Source organism: Vibrio sp. HENC-03 (genome assembly GCF_000305755.2).
Classification (GTDB): domain Bacteria; phylum Pseudomonadota; class Gammaproteobacteria; order Enterobacterales; family Vibrionaceae; genus Vibrio; species Vibrio owensii.
The window spans coordinates 117,590-134,474 of record NZ_JH976125.1 but is presented as its reverse complement, the minus strand read 5'-3'; the positions used below and the strand labels follow the sequence as shown (position 1 = coordinate 134,474).

11 protein-coding genes are annotated in these 16,885 nt (G+C 45.3%); 5 read left to right on the top strand and 6 right to left on the bottom strand.

Features of this window, described 5'->3' with window-relative positions:
- The first annotated feature begins 8 nt into the window (after positions 1-8).
- Complete coding sequence (locus VCHENC03_RS07905; RefSeq protein ID WP_009706940.1) at positions 9-1,415, top strand: cation:dicarboxylate symporter family transporter; 1,407 nt, start codon at positions 9-11, stop codon at positions 1,413-1,415.
- A gap of 76 nt (positions 1,416-1,491) precedes the next feature.
- On the top strand, positions 1,492-2,814 hold the full coding sequence (locus VCHENC03_RS07910; RefSeq protein WP_009706939.1) for a CoA-disulfide reductase: 1,323 nt from the start codon (positions 1,492-1,494) through the stop codon (positions 2,812-2,814).
- A gap of 79 nt (positions 2,815-2,893) precedes the next feature.
- Here VCHENC03_RS07910 and VCHENC03_RS07915 read toward each other — a convergent pair whose 3' ends face one another.
- The 5 genes from VCHENC03_RS07915 to VCHENC03_RS07935 form a co-directional block, all read right to left on the bottom strand.
- Complete coding sequence (locus VCHENC03_RS07915) at positions 2,894-3,847, bottom strand: hypothetical protein (protein WP_009706938.1); 954 nt, start codon at positions 3,845-3,847, stop codon at positions 2,894-2,896.
- Between the two features lie 3 nt (positions 3,848-3,850).
- Entirely contained in the window at positions 3,851-4,798 is a 948-nt protein-coding gene (locus VCHENC03_RS07920) for a hypothetical protein (RefSeq protein WP_009706937.1), read from the bottom strand.
- 3 nt (positions 4,799-4,801) lie between these two features.
- Positions 4,802-8,323, bottom strand: a complete 3,522-nt coding sequence (locus VCHENC03_RS07925; protein ID WP_009706936.1) for a T6SS effector BTH_I2691 family protein — start codon at positions 8,321-8,323, stop codon at positions 4,802-4,804.
- A 381-nt stretch (positions 8,324-8,704) separates the two neighbouring features.
- Positions 8,705-9,187, bottom strand: a complete 483-nt coding sequence (locus VCHENC03_RS07930) for a hypothetical protein (RefSeq protein ID WP_009706935.1) — start codon at positions 9,185-9,187, stop codon at positions 8,705-8,707.
- Between the two features lie 319 nt (positions 9,188-9,506).
- On the bottom strand, positions 9,507-11,870 hold the full coding sequence (locus VCHENC03_RS07935; RefSeq protein ID WP_009706934.1) for a YgiQ family radical SAM protein: 2,364 nt from the start codon (positions 11,868-11,870) through the stop codon (positions 9,507-9,509).
- Between the two features lie 413 nt (positions 11,871-12,283).
- Here VCHENC03_RS07935 and VCHENC03_RS07940 point away from each other — a divergent pair, with 413 nt between their 5' ends.
- From VCHENC03_RS07940 to VCHENC03_RS07950, 3 genes are all read left to right on the top strand, one after another.
- Positions 12,284-14,740: an EAL domain-containing protein gene (locus VCHENC03_RS07940; RefSeq protein WP_009706933.1), complete on the top strand. Its 2,457-nt coding sequence runs from the start codon at positions 12,284-12,286 to the stop codon at positions 14,738-14,740.
- Positions 14,741-14,828: 88 nt separating this feature from the next.
- Positions 14,829-15,539 carry a hypothetical protein gene (locus VCHENC03_RS07945; protein WP_032802905.1) on the top strand — a complete coding sequence of 237 codons (711 nt, stop codon included), beginning with the start codon at positions 14,829-14,831 and terminating at the stop codon, positions 15,537-15,539.
- A gap of 184 nt (positions 15,540-15,723) precedes the next feature.
- The gene (locus VCHENC03_RS07950) at positions 15,724-15,924 is read left to right on the top strand and encodes a DUF4250 domain-containing protein (protein WP_009706930.1); all 201 of its coding nucleotides are present in this window, start codon (positions 15,724-15,726) and stop codon (positions 15,922-15,924) included.
- Between the two features lie 22 nt (positions 15,925-15,946).
- On the opposite strand, the gene metR is transcribed toward VCHENC03_RS07950, so the two are convergent.
- Entirely contained in the window at positions 15,947-16,858 is a 912-nt protein-coding gene (gene metR, locus VCHENC03_RS07955) for an HTH-type transcriptional regulator MetR (protein WP_009706929.1), read from the bottom strand.
- Positions 16,859-16,885 lie beyond the last annotated feature (27 nt).

Sequence of the window (16,885 nt, the reverse complement as noted above, 5' to 3'; positions counted from 1 at the left end):
AGATTCTCATGAGCGTTTCATTTATTGGATTGAGCATCCTGTTCTTTGGGTTCTACGCATTACTTGCGAACTTCAAAAAACAAAAGAAAAGCTTTAACTTCCGCGTACTGAGTGCGCTTGCTGCTGGCCTGTTATTCGGCGGTGCGATTCAGCTCGTATTCGGTGTAGGCAACGTTGCAACGGCAGGTTTTGCTGAACTGATTTCTGTGTTCGGTAAAGGCTACATCAAGCTTCTACAAATGATCGTAATCCCGCTAGTATTTGTGGCGATGATCTCTTCGATCATGAACGTAGAAGGCGGTGGTGCACTATCGCGTATCGCACCAAAAATCATCGGTATTCTACTTTTCACTTGTGCTATCTCTGCTGCAGTGGGCATCGCAAGTATTTACCTATTCGGTATCGATGCTAACGCGCTAGTCAGCACTATCGGCACTAACAGCGCTATCGAAGCACGCGGTGATTCTCTGATTGCAACACAAGATGCGATGGCGAGCAGCGGTCTATCAGGTATGGCGCTGTCTATCATCCCAACCAACATCTTTGACATGCTAACGGGCTCTCAACGTACGTCGACGCTATCAACGGTATTGTTCGGTATGTTCCTTGGCTACTGTATTCTGCAAGTGAAAAACCGTAAGCCTGAGAAAGTGCAAAACTTCGTTGATTTCATCAACTCTGCAAAAGAAGTCGTACTTTCAATGGTACGTGAGATTCTGAAACTGACGCCTTACGGTGTATTCGCTCTGATGACCACGTTCATGATGACAAACGATTTGTTCGCACTAGCAGAAATGGGTCGCTTCCTACTAGCAAGCTACGTGGCAATCGGTGTAATGTTCGCTATCCACTTCGTGATGGTGTCTATGTTCGGTCTGTCTCCTGCGAAGTTCATGAAGAAAATCTGGCCAGTGCTTGTATTTGGCTTCGGTTCTCGCTCAAGCATGGCGGCAATCCCACTAAACGTTGAAACTCAAACTCAACGTCTAGGTGTGGACGAAGAAACAGCAAACATGTCAGCAACATTCGGTACCAGTATCGGCCAGAACGGTTGTGCGGGTATCTACCCAGCAATGCTAGCTATCATGGCGGCTCAAGTAATGGGCATGCCAGTTGACCTAGGCTTCATCTTACAACTGATTGCTGTCATCGCGATTGCTTCATTCGGTATCGCAGGTGTTGGTGGCGGTGCAACGTTCGCGGCGGTAGCGGTGCTGACTATCATGGGTCTAGACATTACGGTTGTGGCGATTCTGGTTTCTATCGAAGCGCTTATCGACATGGCTCGTACCGCGCTTAACATCTCTGGCTCAATGTTGTCAGGTGTACTAACCGCGAAGAAGAATGGCTCACTAAACACTGAGCAATACAATGCTGATGTTGCTGCAACAGTGTCAAAAGAAGCTGCAGTGTAATTTCCAAACTTAATAAAGAGCACCCAACGCGGGTGCTCTCCGTTTTTCCTGAGTTCAGGTTATTTAGGTAATAAATATGAAAGTTGTTGTCGTAGGCGGTAGCGCTGCAGGTATGAGTTTCGCAGCGAAATACAAACGTAATCAGCCATCAGATGAAGTGATTGTGCTGGATAAGCGCGATTACATCTCGTTCGGTGCGTGTGGTTTACCTTACTTTGCTGGTGGCATGTTTGATGACACTGAGCGCATGATTTCTCGTACGCCAGAGCAAGCGATTAAATCTGGTTTAGATGTGCGCATTGAAACTGAAATGGTGGCACTAGACCGCACTGAAAAGCAGATTAAAGTTCGTCACCAAGGTGAAGAAAGCACCATCGATTACGATATGTTGGTGATTGCCACTGGCGCACGCCCAATCGTGCCATCGTTCGGTGAGTTCAACCCAGAGCACGTATACACGCTAACCAGCATGGAAGATGGTTTGGCAGTAAAAGAAGCGCTTAAGGACAGCAGCAAACAACGCGTTTGCGTGATCGGCGGTGGTTTTATCGGCCTTGAAGTATTCGATGCTGCACACCTACTAGGCAAACACGTCACCATCATTGAGCGTGAACAACACGTGATGAGCCGTCAGTTCAGCCCTGAGATGATTGAAGTGGTAGAAGGTGCGATTCGTGAATCTGGCGCTGAGCTAAAAACCGGTTGTAGCGTATCAGCCATCCGCGACGCGGAGCAGGGCGGTTACATCGTAGAAACCGACAACGGCAATGTTGAAGCAGACGTTGTGCTCATGTCACTTGGCTTCAAACCTAACACAGAAGCATTCGAGTTACCAAAAGCAGCGAACGGCGCACTACTAGTAGATGAGTTTGGCGCAACAGAAGATGCACACATTTACGCTGTTGGCGACTGTGCAGTGGTTCACCACATGGCGCTAGGAAAATCAGTGTATGTTCCACTTGCAACCACAGCTAACAAGCAAGCGCGCATGATGGCTGACAAACTTGCAGGCAAAGACACTTACATGAGTGGTTTCTTAGGCTCGTCATGCTTGAAAGTGTTAGATTACGAACTGGCATGCACAGGCGTATCGGAACTTCTAGCTAAAGAACACGGTTTGGAAGTGAAGGTTTCAACCATTTCAGATAAGAACCAAACCGACTACTACCCAGGCCAAGAAGACATTAAAGTGAAGCTGGTTTACCACCCAGAAACTAATGTGCTGCTTGGTGGCGAAATCGTGGGTAAGAAGGGCGCTGTAGGCCGAATCAATGCACTCGCTGTTGCCATCACAGCGAAGATGACCACACAGCAACTAGGCTACATGGACTTCTGCTACGCACCACCATTCGCACGTACTTGGGATGCACTAAACGTTGCAGGCAACGTAGCGAAATAATTTAGCTCTCCACGTAAATCAAACAAAGCAAAAGGGCTCCAGAGTTATCTCCGGAGCCCTTTTTCATGCTTGTTGTGAGCTACGAAGCGGGAGTGGCTTGCTGTGCACCTTCCGCTTTTAAGCGTTCGATTTCTGATTCAGTTTGCCACTTGCCGTTGTAAAGGTACTCTCGCTCTGGGAGCGGGGCATTTGAGGCCCTTAAATCAAATACCTCATCGGTTTGATATTCTTTATAACAAACTGGCGTACTAAACAGTCTAGCCTCTGGCTTAGCTTCAAATAGCTTTTTGTGGTCTGTGACTTCTGTACAGTCAAGCTTATATTCCGTGGTTAGCTGATTGACCATAGACTCTAAGTCAGATACGGTTTTGAAAAATACGTAACAGTGGAATCGATTGTGTAAGCGTGAAATCTTAGTATGTTCCATATTAATATATTCGCATGTGTCATGCTTAAAAAAGAACTTAATCACTTTTCTTTTCTTATTGTAATCAGCAAAGAGCCAGTCTTCTCGCTCACCGACTCTCACTTCTGTTGGTTCATCAGGCTGACGTTTTAACATACCAAATGAAACCAATATAAAGCCACCAGCTCCGACAAGAACCATAAGTCCAGCAACTCCAACCATCACGACACAAACTATTGCTCCAATCCAACCCATGGCTTGAGTCGCAGAGTTGACCCAATTCGGTAAATCACGTCGCTTTTTTATAACCAATCCGCGATCGGACAAGGTGTAATCATAACGATTGTCCAAACCAAATGTCAGATAAGATACACCAGACATGATTATCGTCAGACCCGATAAAATATAAGTTAAGATCATGTCACTGTTATCATGTAGGAAATAGGTAAGGAAAAATAATGGACTGACAGTGGCTATAGCAATCGATAAGTATAAGAATCGAAAAGGTTCTTCAATATCGTACTTGTGCCAGACTGTCAGATTATTCCCTTTCAGGATCTGTTGTTCTTGCTCTTCTTGATAAGCCGAAAACTCGTCTGGGGTGATGTAAAAAGGTAAATAAGCCAAAGGTTACTCCTTGGCTGTTGTTAGTTCAGGTTTTGATTGTTCGATTTCAGATTCCGTTTGCCACTTGCCGTTGTAAAGATACTTACACTCTGGGAGTGGCGCTTTCGCAACCCTTAAATCAAACACTTCATTGGTAGGATATTCTCGATAACAAGCAGGAGTCGTAAAAAGTCTAGGTTCAGGCGTCGCTTCAAACAGCTTTTTATGATCATTGACTTCTTTACAGTCCAGTTTGTAGATATTTGAAAGTTGCGTGACCATGGATTCTAAGTCTGCTTCATTTTTAAAGAAAATGTAACAATAGAATCGCCCCTGTGAGCGAAAAGTAATCTTCTGAGCAGTATCTTGGTATTCGCACCTGTCATACTTAAAAAAGAACTTAACTACTTTTCTTTTCTTATTGTAATCCGCAAAAAGCCAATCTTCTCGTTCGCCCACCCTTACTTCTGTTGGTTCATCAGGCTGACGTTTTAACATACCGAATGAGAATAAAATAAGGGCTCCAGCTCCCGCTAACGCCATCGGGCCTACCACCGCTACCATTACCACACATACTACTGCACCTATCCAGCCAACAGCTTGCGCGGCGGTATTTATCCATTTAGGCATATTGCGACGCTTTTTCATCACAAAGCCTTTATCTGAAAAAATATAGTCATAGCGATAGTCTCGTCCATACATGTAGTAGCTTAACGAGTACACAAAAAATGTGATAAGTACCGATATGGCATCATTAACCCATCCTCGAGACCAAAAGCCAAGGAAGTAGAAAAGTACAATTATCGGCAACATTGCTACAATCGAAATGAACAAATAAAGGTATCGACTTGGCTCTTCAATATCGTACTTACGCCACGTTGTTAAATTGTTTCCTGTGAGAATTTCTTGCTCTTGCGCCTCTTGATAAACAGCCAACTCTTCTGGGGTGATATAAAATGGTGAATACGCCAAGGGTTACTCCTGAAAAACTAATGTGCTAACAACGGGGGTGAGTGTTTTTTTAATGATGTCTTGTTTGGTATTGTCTGAAATTGAGCCATAAGTTGCACTCTGTTTTACGCCGTTTTGGAACCAATACTCACGCTTAGCTGGGGCATCATCTTCCACATCATAAGCTACTTGCATAGCAAGGTATTGATCGGCCTCTTTAATTGGCAATGTTACCTTGTACACCAGTAATTCTTTGCTCGTTTGGTCTTGAGTTTGTAGCGTGACTAAATCTGCGTTTTGATGCCAGGAGCCGGACGTTAAATCATCTTCTGTTGCTTTGGTGTTAGTACTCACCATAATACCATTCGTTGCAGCTCGTTGTGGAAGCTGAACATGCACTTCCAAACCAACTAACTCACGATGTGTATAGCCTGGATAAGCCTGTACTTTTTCAATAGGCTGATGGTATACCGTAGGTTGCTGAATAATAGATTGTAAGTCAAACAGCGCTTGCTGCACCAATGCTGAATTATGCTTTTCTCTTTCAGGCAAGCTTGCAGATTGGCTCCACTGAGTGCGAGCAGGGTGATAACCCCAAGGCAGTTTATCTAACCATTTTTGGTAATCATCTTGTTTTACTTTACTCAGAACGTGATTGGCAACTAAAGTAATAATCGTTACTGCAACTAAAGCAGCCATAACTGGAGCACCAAATGTTATGTTAGGTGAGAGCCATCCTGTTAATGTGCCTCCAAATTGCAACGTGGCGATAGCGCTTGTTACGCCTAAACTAGCTGTACTCAACCTTTGAAACACTAACTCTCGACCATACAGCTCATCTTCTCGTTGCCAAGAACGGTAAGCCTCTATACCTGAAGCTAGCGCACCTAAAGCCCCTGTAATCGCGAGCCATTTATTGAATAGCTTTAAGTCATCAAGGATCAAGTTTTCAAAACCTTCGACGTTATGACTCACTAACTCCTTTAATACTTTATATGAATGGGCTCTTAACTTAGGGTCACCCTTCACACTATCCCAGAACTTACCTGTACGGATACCTGTCCAAGCTCCGGCCGTGTAAAACAGCTTTTGTTGAACATCTAAGAAATCATCTTGCGACATTAACCCTGTTTCTTGAATACTGTTCATTGCATCAGCAAGTGCGAGGCAGTTGAAAATCAGAGCTAAGAAGCCTAAACCACCCACATCTTCAAACCGTTGATTAAGATTGTTTAATCTGTTGTCCCATATGTCTTTACGCATTTGAATTGTTGCCTTAAGTACGTCATCTGGAAGTTCTACGTACTGTGGGTATTCAAATGTCGCAACGGCTAAGCTTTTTTGAAGGTGCCGCTGTTGCTGTAGAGCCTTCTTATACTGCGTGTTTGATATAGTTTTATCACCCTTGTTGAAGGCTGCTAACACTTCCTTGTTTTGGTTAGATGCGATGAGTTTTTTATCATGGTCGGACTTCCAAGTACCAAAATTTTGAGCGTAGCCTTTATTGACATTGATTGGAGTATCTATCGACAAGCGCTCTACAACGGCTGCTCTTAGGTAAAAACTTGTTCGGGTGAACGGTTTTGACAATAGAGATATCATTAAGATCGACGCTTGGGCTGTAAGGCTAACGCCAACCTCTATTACCCCCTTCAATAAAGCACTGTTCGTCGCTTTGAATATGGTATCTAGCCCATCGAATCCTTTCGCTATATCTCTTAAAAACTCGGTTTCTGCAGTATTTGGGTTAGAAATAAAGTCCATTACTTTTGCATACATACCTATACGGTTACTTGCTGCCGAAACGTAGTCCATAAATTGTTTGTCTGAGCTTTCAGTGTCTGGAGCAATTTTGGCGACGTCTACTTCACCTACCTGATTTGAAACTTGTTCAGGAATTAACTTCTCCACTTGTTTAAAGAGGCTACGACTAAACCCAGAAGTGTAGAGTGCGAGTAAGCTGGTTGGTTTCTCCCATTGGCTTTCTGCCCATTGGCGGTCTTCTTCTTGCACCACCAAAGTAAATGACTCAACTGCTTGCTTATGGAGTTGATACAAGCTGTACTGCGTATCTTCGCTGTATAGGTCGAAGGTTCTCTCGAGATGATGCGGTGTCAAAGATTCCATTACAGCGATAAAGTCGCTTTTTACCGAGACAACTTGGGCTAGCATGGTTTCTTTTTGTTCTGACAGCTCTTGCATTTCGCTCAGCATTTGCTTCCAGTTGAGCTGCTTGCGCCAGCGTTCAGTCGCTATCCATTGTTCGTATTTACCAAATCGGCTTGCAGAAATTCGATATTTGTCCTGTACTGCTTTGGCAATGTCACTTTGGGTATGTTGGTGTGATTCAATCGCTCCGGCAGAAAACTTGGCAGGATAGCCGGACTGAACTGAGCTTTTGTTTTGTTCTGCCAAATCGAGTTGACTAGATGAGTCATAATATTCTGCCATGTCGGTATAAAACGACAGCTCTACGCCGTTACGCTTAACGCTAGCTGGCATGTCTATCTCGTCACTTGCCCCGAACATGCACAGCTGCATGGCGGTTTGCATCAAGTTCCACTGGTTTGAAAACTGGTCAATGAAAAGGCGGTAGGGGCTTGCGGCACCAACAAAATGCAGCGACATATCTTGAATGTCTGCGGCGTAATCTTTTATCGCGACGAAGTAGCCTGATTCTTCTTCTGGAATCGCAGAGGTTAAATCACTCTCGGCTGCGACAGGTTTAAAGATAGAGCCATCTTCATCAGCTTTGGTGGCGATGCCAGAATCCGCAAAACGCCCATCATCAACGGCGGAAGATTCAATATCAGCCACTTGAGTTAACTTATCTATGGGTGCAATGTTGGGCTGATTCTCGTTTGCAGACAGAACAACAGTCTGCATGCGATCGATATGATTACTCGGATTGTTAAGGACGCGCATGAACATGTTCCATGTCCAACGGTGTTCAGAGTAACAAATCGACAGCACGCTTCCGTCTTCGTAGGTAAGGAAAGGTTTTGCACCTTCTGGTGTCCCACGCTGTTCGGATTCTGGGCTTTCCGACTCTCCCAGCTTGTAGAGCGTGAATTGCGTTCCTTTGATTTCGTATTCGTCTAGGCTTTTGTTGATTGCATCATAGACATACAACCAACCATCACGAAGCTGACGCAGGGTGTAGCCAATGGTATTGAGTTTGGCTGGGTCTTGGCCTTTCCATTCTTCAGGCAAACCAAAAGGTTGTGTTTCTTCTGTCTCTAGCTGATCGATGGCGTAGCGAACAGGGATGAAGTGTGTCGGTAAAGCCTCTGTTGGTTCTTTCTCGGTTTTTAAATTGAGAGGTTCTGGTTCAGACGGCGGTGGCGGATCGATTTTTTTTGTTTCTCCCTCCCAAAACATACTGCGCTCTGGAGGCGAGCCAGCCATATCATCGGATGCGGTGGTTGGAACGGTATTCAGAGATTTCAACGTGCCATCGCTTTCAAATGCCTGAACAGCTTCTTCGTGGGTATAGCTGTTGTCGTGCCAAAACATCGAAGTTTTTGGAGGAAGTGGATTACTCATCGTCAGCCTATGTTTAAGAGTTTTACTCCATTAGGCAAATATCGCACCAAAATAAAACAATTAAAAATCAGTGTGTTATTCCTTGCGTGATTCTGCTTTAACCAAAAAGTTGTTTGTTTTTCCAATAAGTTGGTTGGCGTATACGATTTTTTGTATCGATAGGGCTCAAGGGTGACTTAGAGTCGAATTGTGAGTTGTGATAGGGCTGTTGAGAGCTGCATATAAAAAAAAGAGGCCCCGGAGTTACCTTTGGAGCCTCACTAGTATCGGTTTCTAGTACGATTTTTGGGGAAGCTGATGGCTTAAAAAGGGAATATGAAGTTTAGAGCATCAGTTTTATTACCATTGATTGTTGGAGAGAAGCTTTAGCCCCAAAATCGCTTAGTAGTTTCTGGTCATTAAACCAAGGATAGAAGCACTATTCTCATCAAAATGCAAAGTGACGGACTTCGTTTCTCCTTGAGCGAATTTATCGCCCTGCTCAATCGAAGAAGGGGATAAGTACACTTGGCCACCAAAGTACGCTTTGATTTGAGATGTCTTGAGCTTAATACCACCACCTGAGTTGTTGGTGATAACAGCTTGAATCATACGCTTGCCAGAAGGGCTGCTGAATATGTCGTAGCTCTCTATCGTGAAGTAACTGTAAGAAGGCATATCTTTACTGTGTTTCGGTTCCGGCACAAAGGTTGACCCAGAAACCGATCTCACGAATTGCATTGTGTCTTGCGATTGAGAGAGGCTATCTTGGATATCGCCAATTTTGTTTTTAATGTTATCAATGTCATCTTTGCTTTCTGCATTCGCACTCGAGGCAAAGGCGCACAACAGCATTAAGGTGGTTACGTAGTTCTTGTTTGACATACTTAGACTTCCTGTTTTAATTATGCGACACACAGTAAAATTGATTTAGATTAATTATGTCAATGTTGCGTCAATTCAGTAATTTGTATTCCTGCGCTCATATACATGACTAGATATCACGTGCTCGCTTACCTTAATCCGATTATAGAAAGGGATAATCGGATGCTCTAGAAAGGCGCTTCTCTGAGGGGTTAGTTTCTAGTGTGTAGTTTTTAATGGCATCGCAGTGATAGTCACAAACGAAAGACAAAAAAAGGGCTTCAGAGTTACCTCTTAAGCCCTTTTTTCTATTCAAGTTTACTGTTCAAGCTCTATTGAATTAACGGCGTTTAGGTTTGCGTTGACCCGCTGGTTTGCCTTGCCCTTGAGGACGACCTTGACCTTGTGAGCCCGCACCGTTTGAACGGTTTTGGTTGTTGCTACCAGGACGTGACCCCGTATTAGGACGCTGACCGTTTTGGTTGCCACGACCTTGGCCGTTTTGACCACCTTGCGCTTTACCTGAACCGTTGCGGTTGCCAGATGGCTTGCCATCACGCGAACCACCTTCAGAGCGTTTATTCAAGTGACCACCGAAGCCCGGTTGGTTCTTGGTGTGTTTGGTCGCAAAACGGTTTGCACCGTGACGACCAGACTTACGACGCTGTGCTGGTGTTTGCGCATCAATGTCTTCTGCAGGAACCAGACAGTTTGGCTTATCACCAATCAGGTGTTTTTTACCCATGTTGATCAGCGCTTCGCGGATCATTGGCCAGTTCGCTGGATCGTGGTAGCGAAGTAGGGCTTTGTGTAGGCGACGCTGACGTTCACCTTTCGCCACTGGCACATCTTCACGTTGTTTGTACTTCACGCGCTTCAGAGGGTTCGTCTCTGAGTAGTACATCGACGTAGCGTTACACATTGGCGATGGGTAGAAGTTCTGTACTTGGTCACACTCGAAGTTGTTCTTCTTCAGCCATAGAGCCAAGTTCAGCATGTCTTCGTCTTCTGTACCTGGGTGCGCCGAGATGAAGTAAGGGATCAGGTATTGTTTTTTACCTGCCTCCGCGCTGTACTTCTCAAACATCTCTTTAAAGCGGTCGTAAGTGCCCATGCCCGGCTTCATCATCAGATCCAGCGGGCCTTTCTCGGTATGTTCAGGAGCAATCTTCAGGTAACCGCCTACGTGGTGAGTCACAAGCTCTTTAACGTATTCTGGTGACTCGATTGCAAGGTCGTAACGTACGCCAGATGCGATCATGACCTTCTTAACACCTTTTACTTTGCGTGCTGCGCGGTAAAGATCGATGGTGTGTTTGTGGTCGGTATTCAGTTTGTTACAGATACCCGGGAACACACAAGAAGGGCGACGACAGTTTGCCTCCGCTTTTGGATCGCTACAGCCAAGACGGTACATGTTTGCTGTAGGACCACCCAAGTCAGAAATCGTACCGGTAAAGCCTGGAACCTTGTCGCGGATCTCTTCTAACTCGTTGATGATGGAATCTTGAGAACGGTTTTGAATGATGCGGCCTTCGTGTTCGGTAATCGAACAGAAAGAACAGCCACCAAAACAGCCACGCATGATGTTAACCGAGGTTTTGATCATGTCGTAAGCTGGGATTTTTGCTTTGCCATACATAGGGTGAGGAACACGCGCATAAGGCAAGCCAAATACAAAGTCCATCTCTTCTGTCGTCAACGGGATTGGCGCTTGGTTTACCCAAAGTTCGCGATCACCATGACGTTGCAATAGGGCACGGCCAGAGTACGGGTTGGTCTCTAGGTGCATAACACGACTTGCGTGCGCATACAGAATGCGGTCGTTGTTTAGTTTTTCGAAGGCAGGTAAGCGCACCGCTGTGTTCGCCGCATCATGACGTGATGGGCGAATCGTAATTGGCTTCGCTTCTGACTCTTCTTTTTTGGTGTCGCACTGAGTTTCTACTTCGTATGGGTTCTTAGGTACGAACGCTTCTTTACGAGGCTTCTCAATACGAGAGGAATCGATAACCGTGTAACCTTCTGGTTCTGCAGGTAAGTTAACCGCAGTACCACGGATATTGGTCATGTTGGTGATGTCTTCGCCATCGGCTAAACGGTGCGCTACTTCAACAAGAGCACGCTCGGCGTTACCAAATAATAGGATGTCTGCTTTTGCATCAAACAGAACAGAGCGGCGAACTTTGTCTGACCAGTAGTCATAGTGAGCTACACGACGCAAACTTGCTTCAATACCGCCAAGAACAATAGGTGTGCCTTTGTAGGCTTCACGACAACGTTGTGAGTACACCAACGTTGCACGATCTGGGCGTTTACCACCTTCGTTATTAGGTGTGTAAGCGTCATCGTGACGAAGCTTTTTGTCAGCAGTGTAGCGGTTGATCATGGAGTCCATGTTGCCCGCAGTGATCCCGAAGAACAGGTTTGGCTTACCAAGTTGCATGAAAGCATCTTTGTTTTGCCATTCTGGTTGAGCAATGATGCCGACACGGAAACCTTGAGATTCCAATAGACGGCCAATGATCGCCATACCAAAGCTCGGGTGGTCTACATACGCGTCACCCGTGACAATGATAATGTCACAACTATCCCATCCTAGGGCGTCCATTTCTTTGCGACTGGTCGGCAAGAAGGGTGCCGTACCAAAACACTCAGCCCAGTATTTTTTGTACTCATGAATAGGAGTAATGTCGTTGGTCATATTTTGCTCTCTGTTCCAGGGAGCGCGAATTATAGCGATTTGATAATCAGGTATCTATACCCAAGTTCCCTTATCAAGCTTAGTTCAGTAAGTTTTATTCGTAGATGAAAACTACTCGCAATTGCATTGGTGTTTTTTACTGCGTTATGTCCTTCAAAGCCTTGTGGTTATTGGCTTTGCTAATGGTGAAAATTTATTGATAAGCAATGGTGTGCTTATTGAAAACTCTTCCTATAATTTATTTAAGTGCATGCTAATGCATACGTCATTTTGACTCTGAATACTGACCGAACGCCGTGACGTTCCAAATTGTGTATGACCACTTTGCAATCATAAAACTACAGCAAAATCAGGCGACACGATGGGGAATCAGTACAAAGAGGCAATGGCTGATAAAAATAGGGGGCTAGGTAATGAGTGAACTATTGTCTATTGCACAAGGAGAGGTGCAGCCAGCGTCCGGTCATTCTCAGGTTATCGATTGGTCTTACGATATTCAGACCCGAGAATTTGAATGTGACCAGAAGGGCATGATGGCCGCTTTCGGTTTAAAGCAACCCATCAGCGGATTGGACGACTTGCTCGAACACATGTTGTTAGGCCAACAAGATGTCGCAAGGGAAAAAATAGCGCAAATTGAACGAGATGGCGGGCATGGCAATTTGTCTTGTTGTCTGATGCCGAATGAGGCCATGTTGGTTCATGTCGACATGAGCTTTGAACGCCTGAATGATCACATCGTTCAAGGCAATGTTATTCCACAATTGAGTATCACCGGTTGTGAGGAATTGGCAAAAATCCTCGAAACCATCTTCGATTTGCCTAACGTAGGTATCTTAGTAGCAGATCAAGAGACGCGAATCCTTGGTTGTAACCGTGCTTTTGAGCAACAAATGGGATATGAAAATCGCGATATTGTCGGTTTGAAAACCAACATTTTTAGCTCGGACCATCACAGTAAAGCCTTCTACGATGATATCTGGGAGCAGATTGGCCAAGAGGGTTACTGGAGTGGCAATCTATTAAGTCGTGCTTCAAACGGAAGTAATCAAGCCCACCATTTGTGTATCTATCGTCTTAACTTTACCTCTGGTCGAACACTGTTCCTTGGCTTTTCGACGGATATCTCTGCCTCCCTCCTTTGGATGAAAAAAGCGGGAGAACAAGCTCAACAATGGTCGGCCTTTCTTCCCCCTCGTGACGAATTCGAATCTCAGCTTGCCAATCTAGCAAGAGAAAATGGCAACAAAGATTTGAACATCGTCATGACGTTACGTCCTAATTTCTCGCGTAAAAACTTGCTTGAGCAACAGCTCGGTTTAGCGGATTTCATGATGCGTAGTCGACACGCGAGCATTGCCGGTCAATTATCCAAAGATGTATTTGCCGTTTGTTTGCAGACACCGCGCTGTCAATGGCTTAGCCCTTTGAGGCTGATTCAGATTGCGCTGAGAGGCTTTTTTGTTGAACTAAGAAGTGAGCTGGGTTCGAGCATGCATGATGTGATTGTAGAAGGTCAAACAGGGGTATCAGTACTGGGTTACGATACCAATAATCCAAGACAAGCTTTGGTGCATGCCGCGCAAGCGATGGTCTCTGCACCGACAGGCGACCAAAGTTACTTTAGTTTTTACAACAGTGACTTGCATGATGAGTTGGTCAAGCGTCATCATTTGGAGGCGTTTTTAAGAACGCAAATTGAGAGCCAATTGGTGGATGTGTATTTTCAACCGATTATTGAAACGCGCACTGGTAAAATCGTGAAGTTTGAGGCGTTAGCTCGTTTCTACCATCAGAACAAAACCTACGACACACAAGAGATGATTTCAGTGGTGGAAGACCTAGAGTTGATCGCTGCACTCGACGACGTAGTGTGCAGAACCGCACTGAAGCAATTGTCTCATATTCAAAAAGTCTATGGTGAGGAGATTGGCTTAACGCTTAACCGCTCGTTAAATACCAAATTAGATTCCCTTCAAGTTCTGCAAAGTTCTTTAGACTTAATCGCAGAGAGTGGTGTAGACCCAAGCCGTATTACCATTGAGCTGACTGAAACCGCGTACTTCGAACAAGACCAAGAGCATACAGTCGCGTTGGAAGAATTGCGCGGGCAGGGCATTAAGATCGCGATTGATGATTTTGGTACGGGATATTCTTCGTTTTCCTATCTCGAAAAAGGCCAGTTTGATCTACTCAAGATCGACCGCAAGTTCGTGAAGAACATCGAGGAGGGCAGTACAAAATACAGCATCGTTAAGATGATCACTGAGCTCGCTCATAAGCTGAATGTCAAAGTCGTTGCCGAAGGGGTTGAGTCAGAAGAGGAACTAAAAGTACTTGCTAGTGTTGGCGTGGATTACATGCAGGGGTTCTTGTTTTCTCAAGCTATTCCTGTGGTTTTATTGGACAAGCCGCAATGTCACAAGAAGCGATTTAACGGGGTAGCCATCAAGCCAACATGCGATGAATCTTTACTTTCACTGAGTCATCGTGATGTGAGGCGTTTAGACCCAGGAGAGCCATTATCATTGGCGGTTGAGTACATGAATCTCAGCCCAGATGCACCATTAGTCGTGATCAATGAAAAGTGTTGTGTTGGTCTGATCACTAAGGAACAGGTCAATTTGCATTTAACACCTGCGATGGGGACGGATCTGGAATCAGAAAGAGAGAACCGCATTTGGAAACGTCCGGTTAACCAAGTGATGAATACGGAGTTTGAAAGAGTGGATGCAAACCTGCCGGTCTCTGAAGTGAAAGCTTTAGTAAAAGCAGGCACCAAGTTCCCTTGGATTTTATGTGACTCGCAAAACGAATATCGCGGTTTGCTGACGCAAGAAGATGTGTTGAGTTATTTGGCCTCACTGTAATGGATGCTTACCCATAAGTAATAACGAAAAGCCATGTTGTGTTTAGGTGGTTTGGCGGTAGGCGATTTGCTATTATCGCCACCCCAAAATGACTTTTGAGTTTGCATTCAACATGATTCAACAACTGCTGTTAACTTTTCCTCCAATGCTGTTTGGCGCGCAAGCGCTGTTGACTTTGCTTTTGATTAAAGGCGATATCTGTCCGGGTCAACGTGGTCGTCTGCATAAGATGTTGCCATCAATTGGTATTCTTTGGTTGGCAGTGGCTTCGCTACGTATTGAAGCGTTTATGGTCGTGTTCGCGATCTTCTATTTCTACTCTCAAGTTCAGACTAAAAAGACTCGTGAAAAAGGTCCGCTATGGGCGCTGCACCTTGCTAACGGATTGGCGTTTGCTTATGTGAGCATTCAAGTGTTTGAGCAACCGCATTGGGCAGCCTCGGCTTCGATGGCGCTGATGATCTTCTTCTTGGGTGCGGCATTTGCTCAACTGCTTCTGGTTATTGCGCGTAGCCGCCTGCAAGCTTTCCACCGTATTTTGCCTGTGACTGGTGTAGTTTCAGGTATGTTGTTGGTCGTAATGACCTTGTTCTCGGCGTATCAATTGGATGAAGCGACGCTAAACTCAGTGACGCAACACATCTTGGCGTCATTGGCGATGCTGATTATGGCCATTGTCGTTTGGTGCTGGCATATCTTTACTCACAAGGCGCCGAATAAAGTTCAATTGGCGGCGGCGCTATTACTGGCTCTTGCTTCAATGACCAGCCTTCAAGGTCTATTCTTGCTTGGCGCATAAGCCTACGTGACCTTACATCCTCTCAGAATTCTGCTTAATGAGCTCGGGATTTAGACCGAGCTCACTTTCAAATCATCCGATTAAGTCTACGCTTTAGATATAGCCTCTATTCGTTTAGAGTGCGCCAAGACGCATGTGCTCAACAGAATTGAGGTCGAATACCTTGTCTTAGAGGAGTGTCGCTATGGACTTAAGCAATGTTAGTAACTGGGACAGCATTATTTTGCTGGGTATCGTCAATGAAAAGCTGCGCTTAGAGTGCGACAGCTTTGAAGAGCTCGTTTCCATGTACGAAATGGATGTGGAATCGCTAGTGGGCAAGCTTGATATGCTCGGCTATCAATACGACCCACTTACTAATCAATTCAAATCTTACGAACGTTAAATTCGTCTCGCTTCCCGAATTTTTAAGCCATCTTGATGCCGTCAAGGTGGCTTTTGCATTGTTGGCGCGCGGTTGCAAAGAAGGCTTGTAAATAACGTTTATCTTTTTCCGAGTTTCGTGTTGCAGCAAACAAGCGACGCCATAACCCATCACCAAACGGCTTACTGGTAATGAGTCCTTGACGCGAAAACTCCGAAATAGCCCAGTTAGGCAACGCCGCGACGCCCAATCCTGCTGACACCATTTGTACCAGCATTAGCGTGTTATCTGCTTGCTTCCATTTTGCTGGCTCTATACCTGCTGGCTGTAAGAAGTGTTTCACCACATCCAATCTTTGTTTCTGAACTGGATACGAAAGCATGGTTTGATCGGCAAGATCTTCAGGTTCAATGATCTCTTTATTGGCAAGGGGATGGCTGGTGGACGTGATCAAGCGCATTTCGAAATCAAACAGCGGTTCGTAGTGCACTTCAGAGCGAGGCTGAATGTCGGAAGTGATCACTAAATCAAGTTCCCCGGCGAGTAATGCAGGTAGAGGCTCAAAGCCAAAACCGGACGAGAAGTCGAGCGTAACGCTTGGCCACGTGATCTGATACTCCTTAAGCGCAGGCATCAACCACTGAAAGCAAGAGTGACATTCAATTGCCATGTGCAAGCGGCCATTTACATCTTCTTTTAGGCTCGCGAGCTCGTTCTCGGCTCTGGCAAGCTTTGGCAAGACGTCATCGGCCAGTCGAAGCAAGATTTCTCCTTCAGACGTAAATTTCACGGGGCGAGTTTTACGCAAGAATAGCTGACCGCCAATACGAGATTCGAGATCTTTGATTTGGTGAGAAAGGGCTGATTGCGTCAGATGCAAAGCTGTCGCTGTCGCTGTGAGTGACCCTGTATCTCGTAACGAGGTGAGGGTACGTAAGTGTTTCAACTCTATCATGAATCCCTTTCATCCTTATGTGTCTGC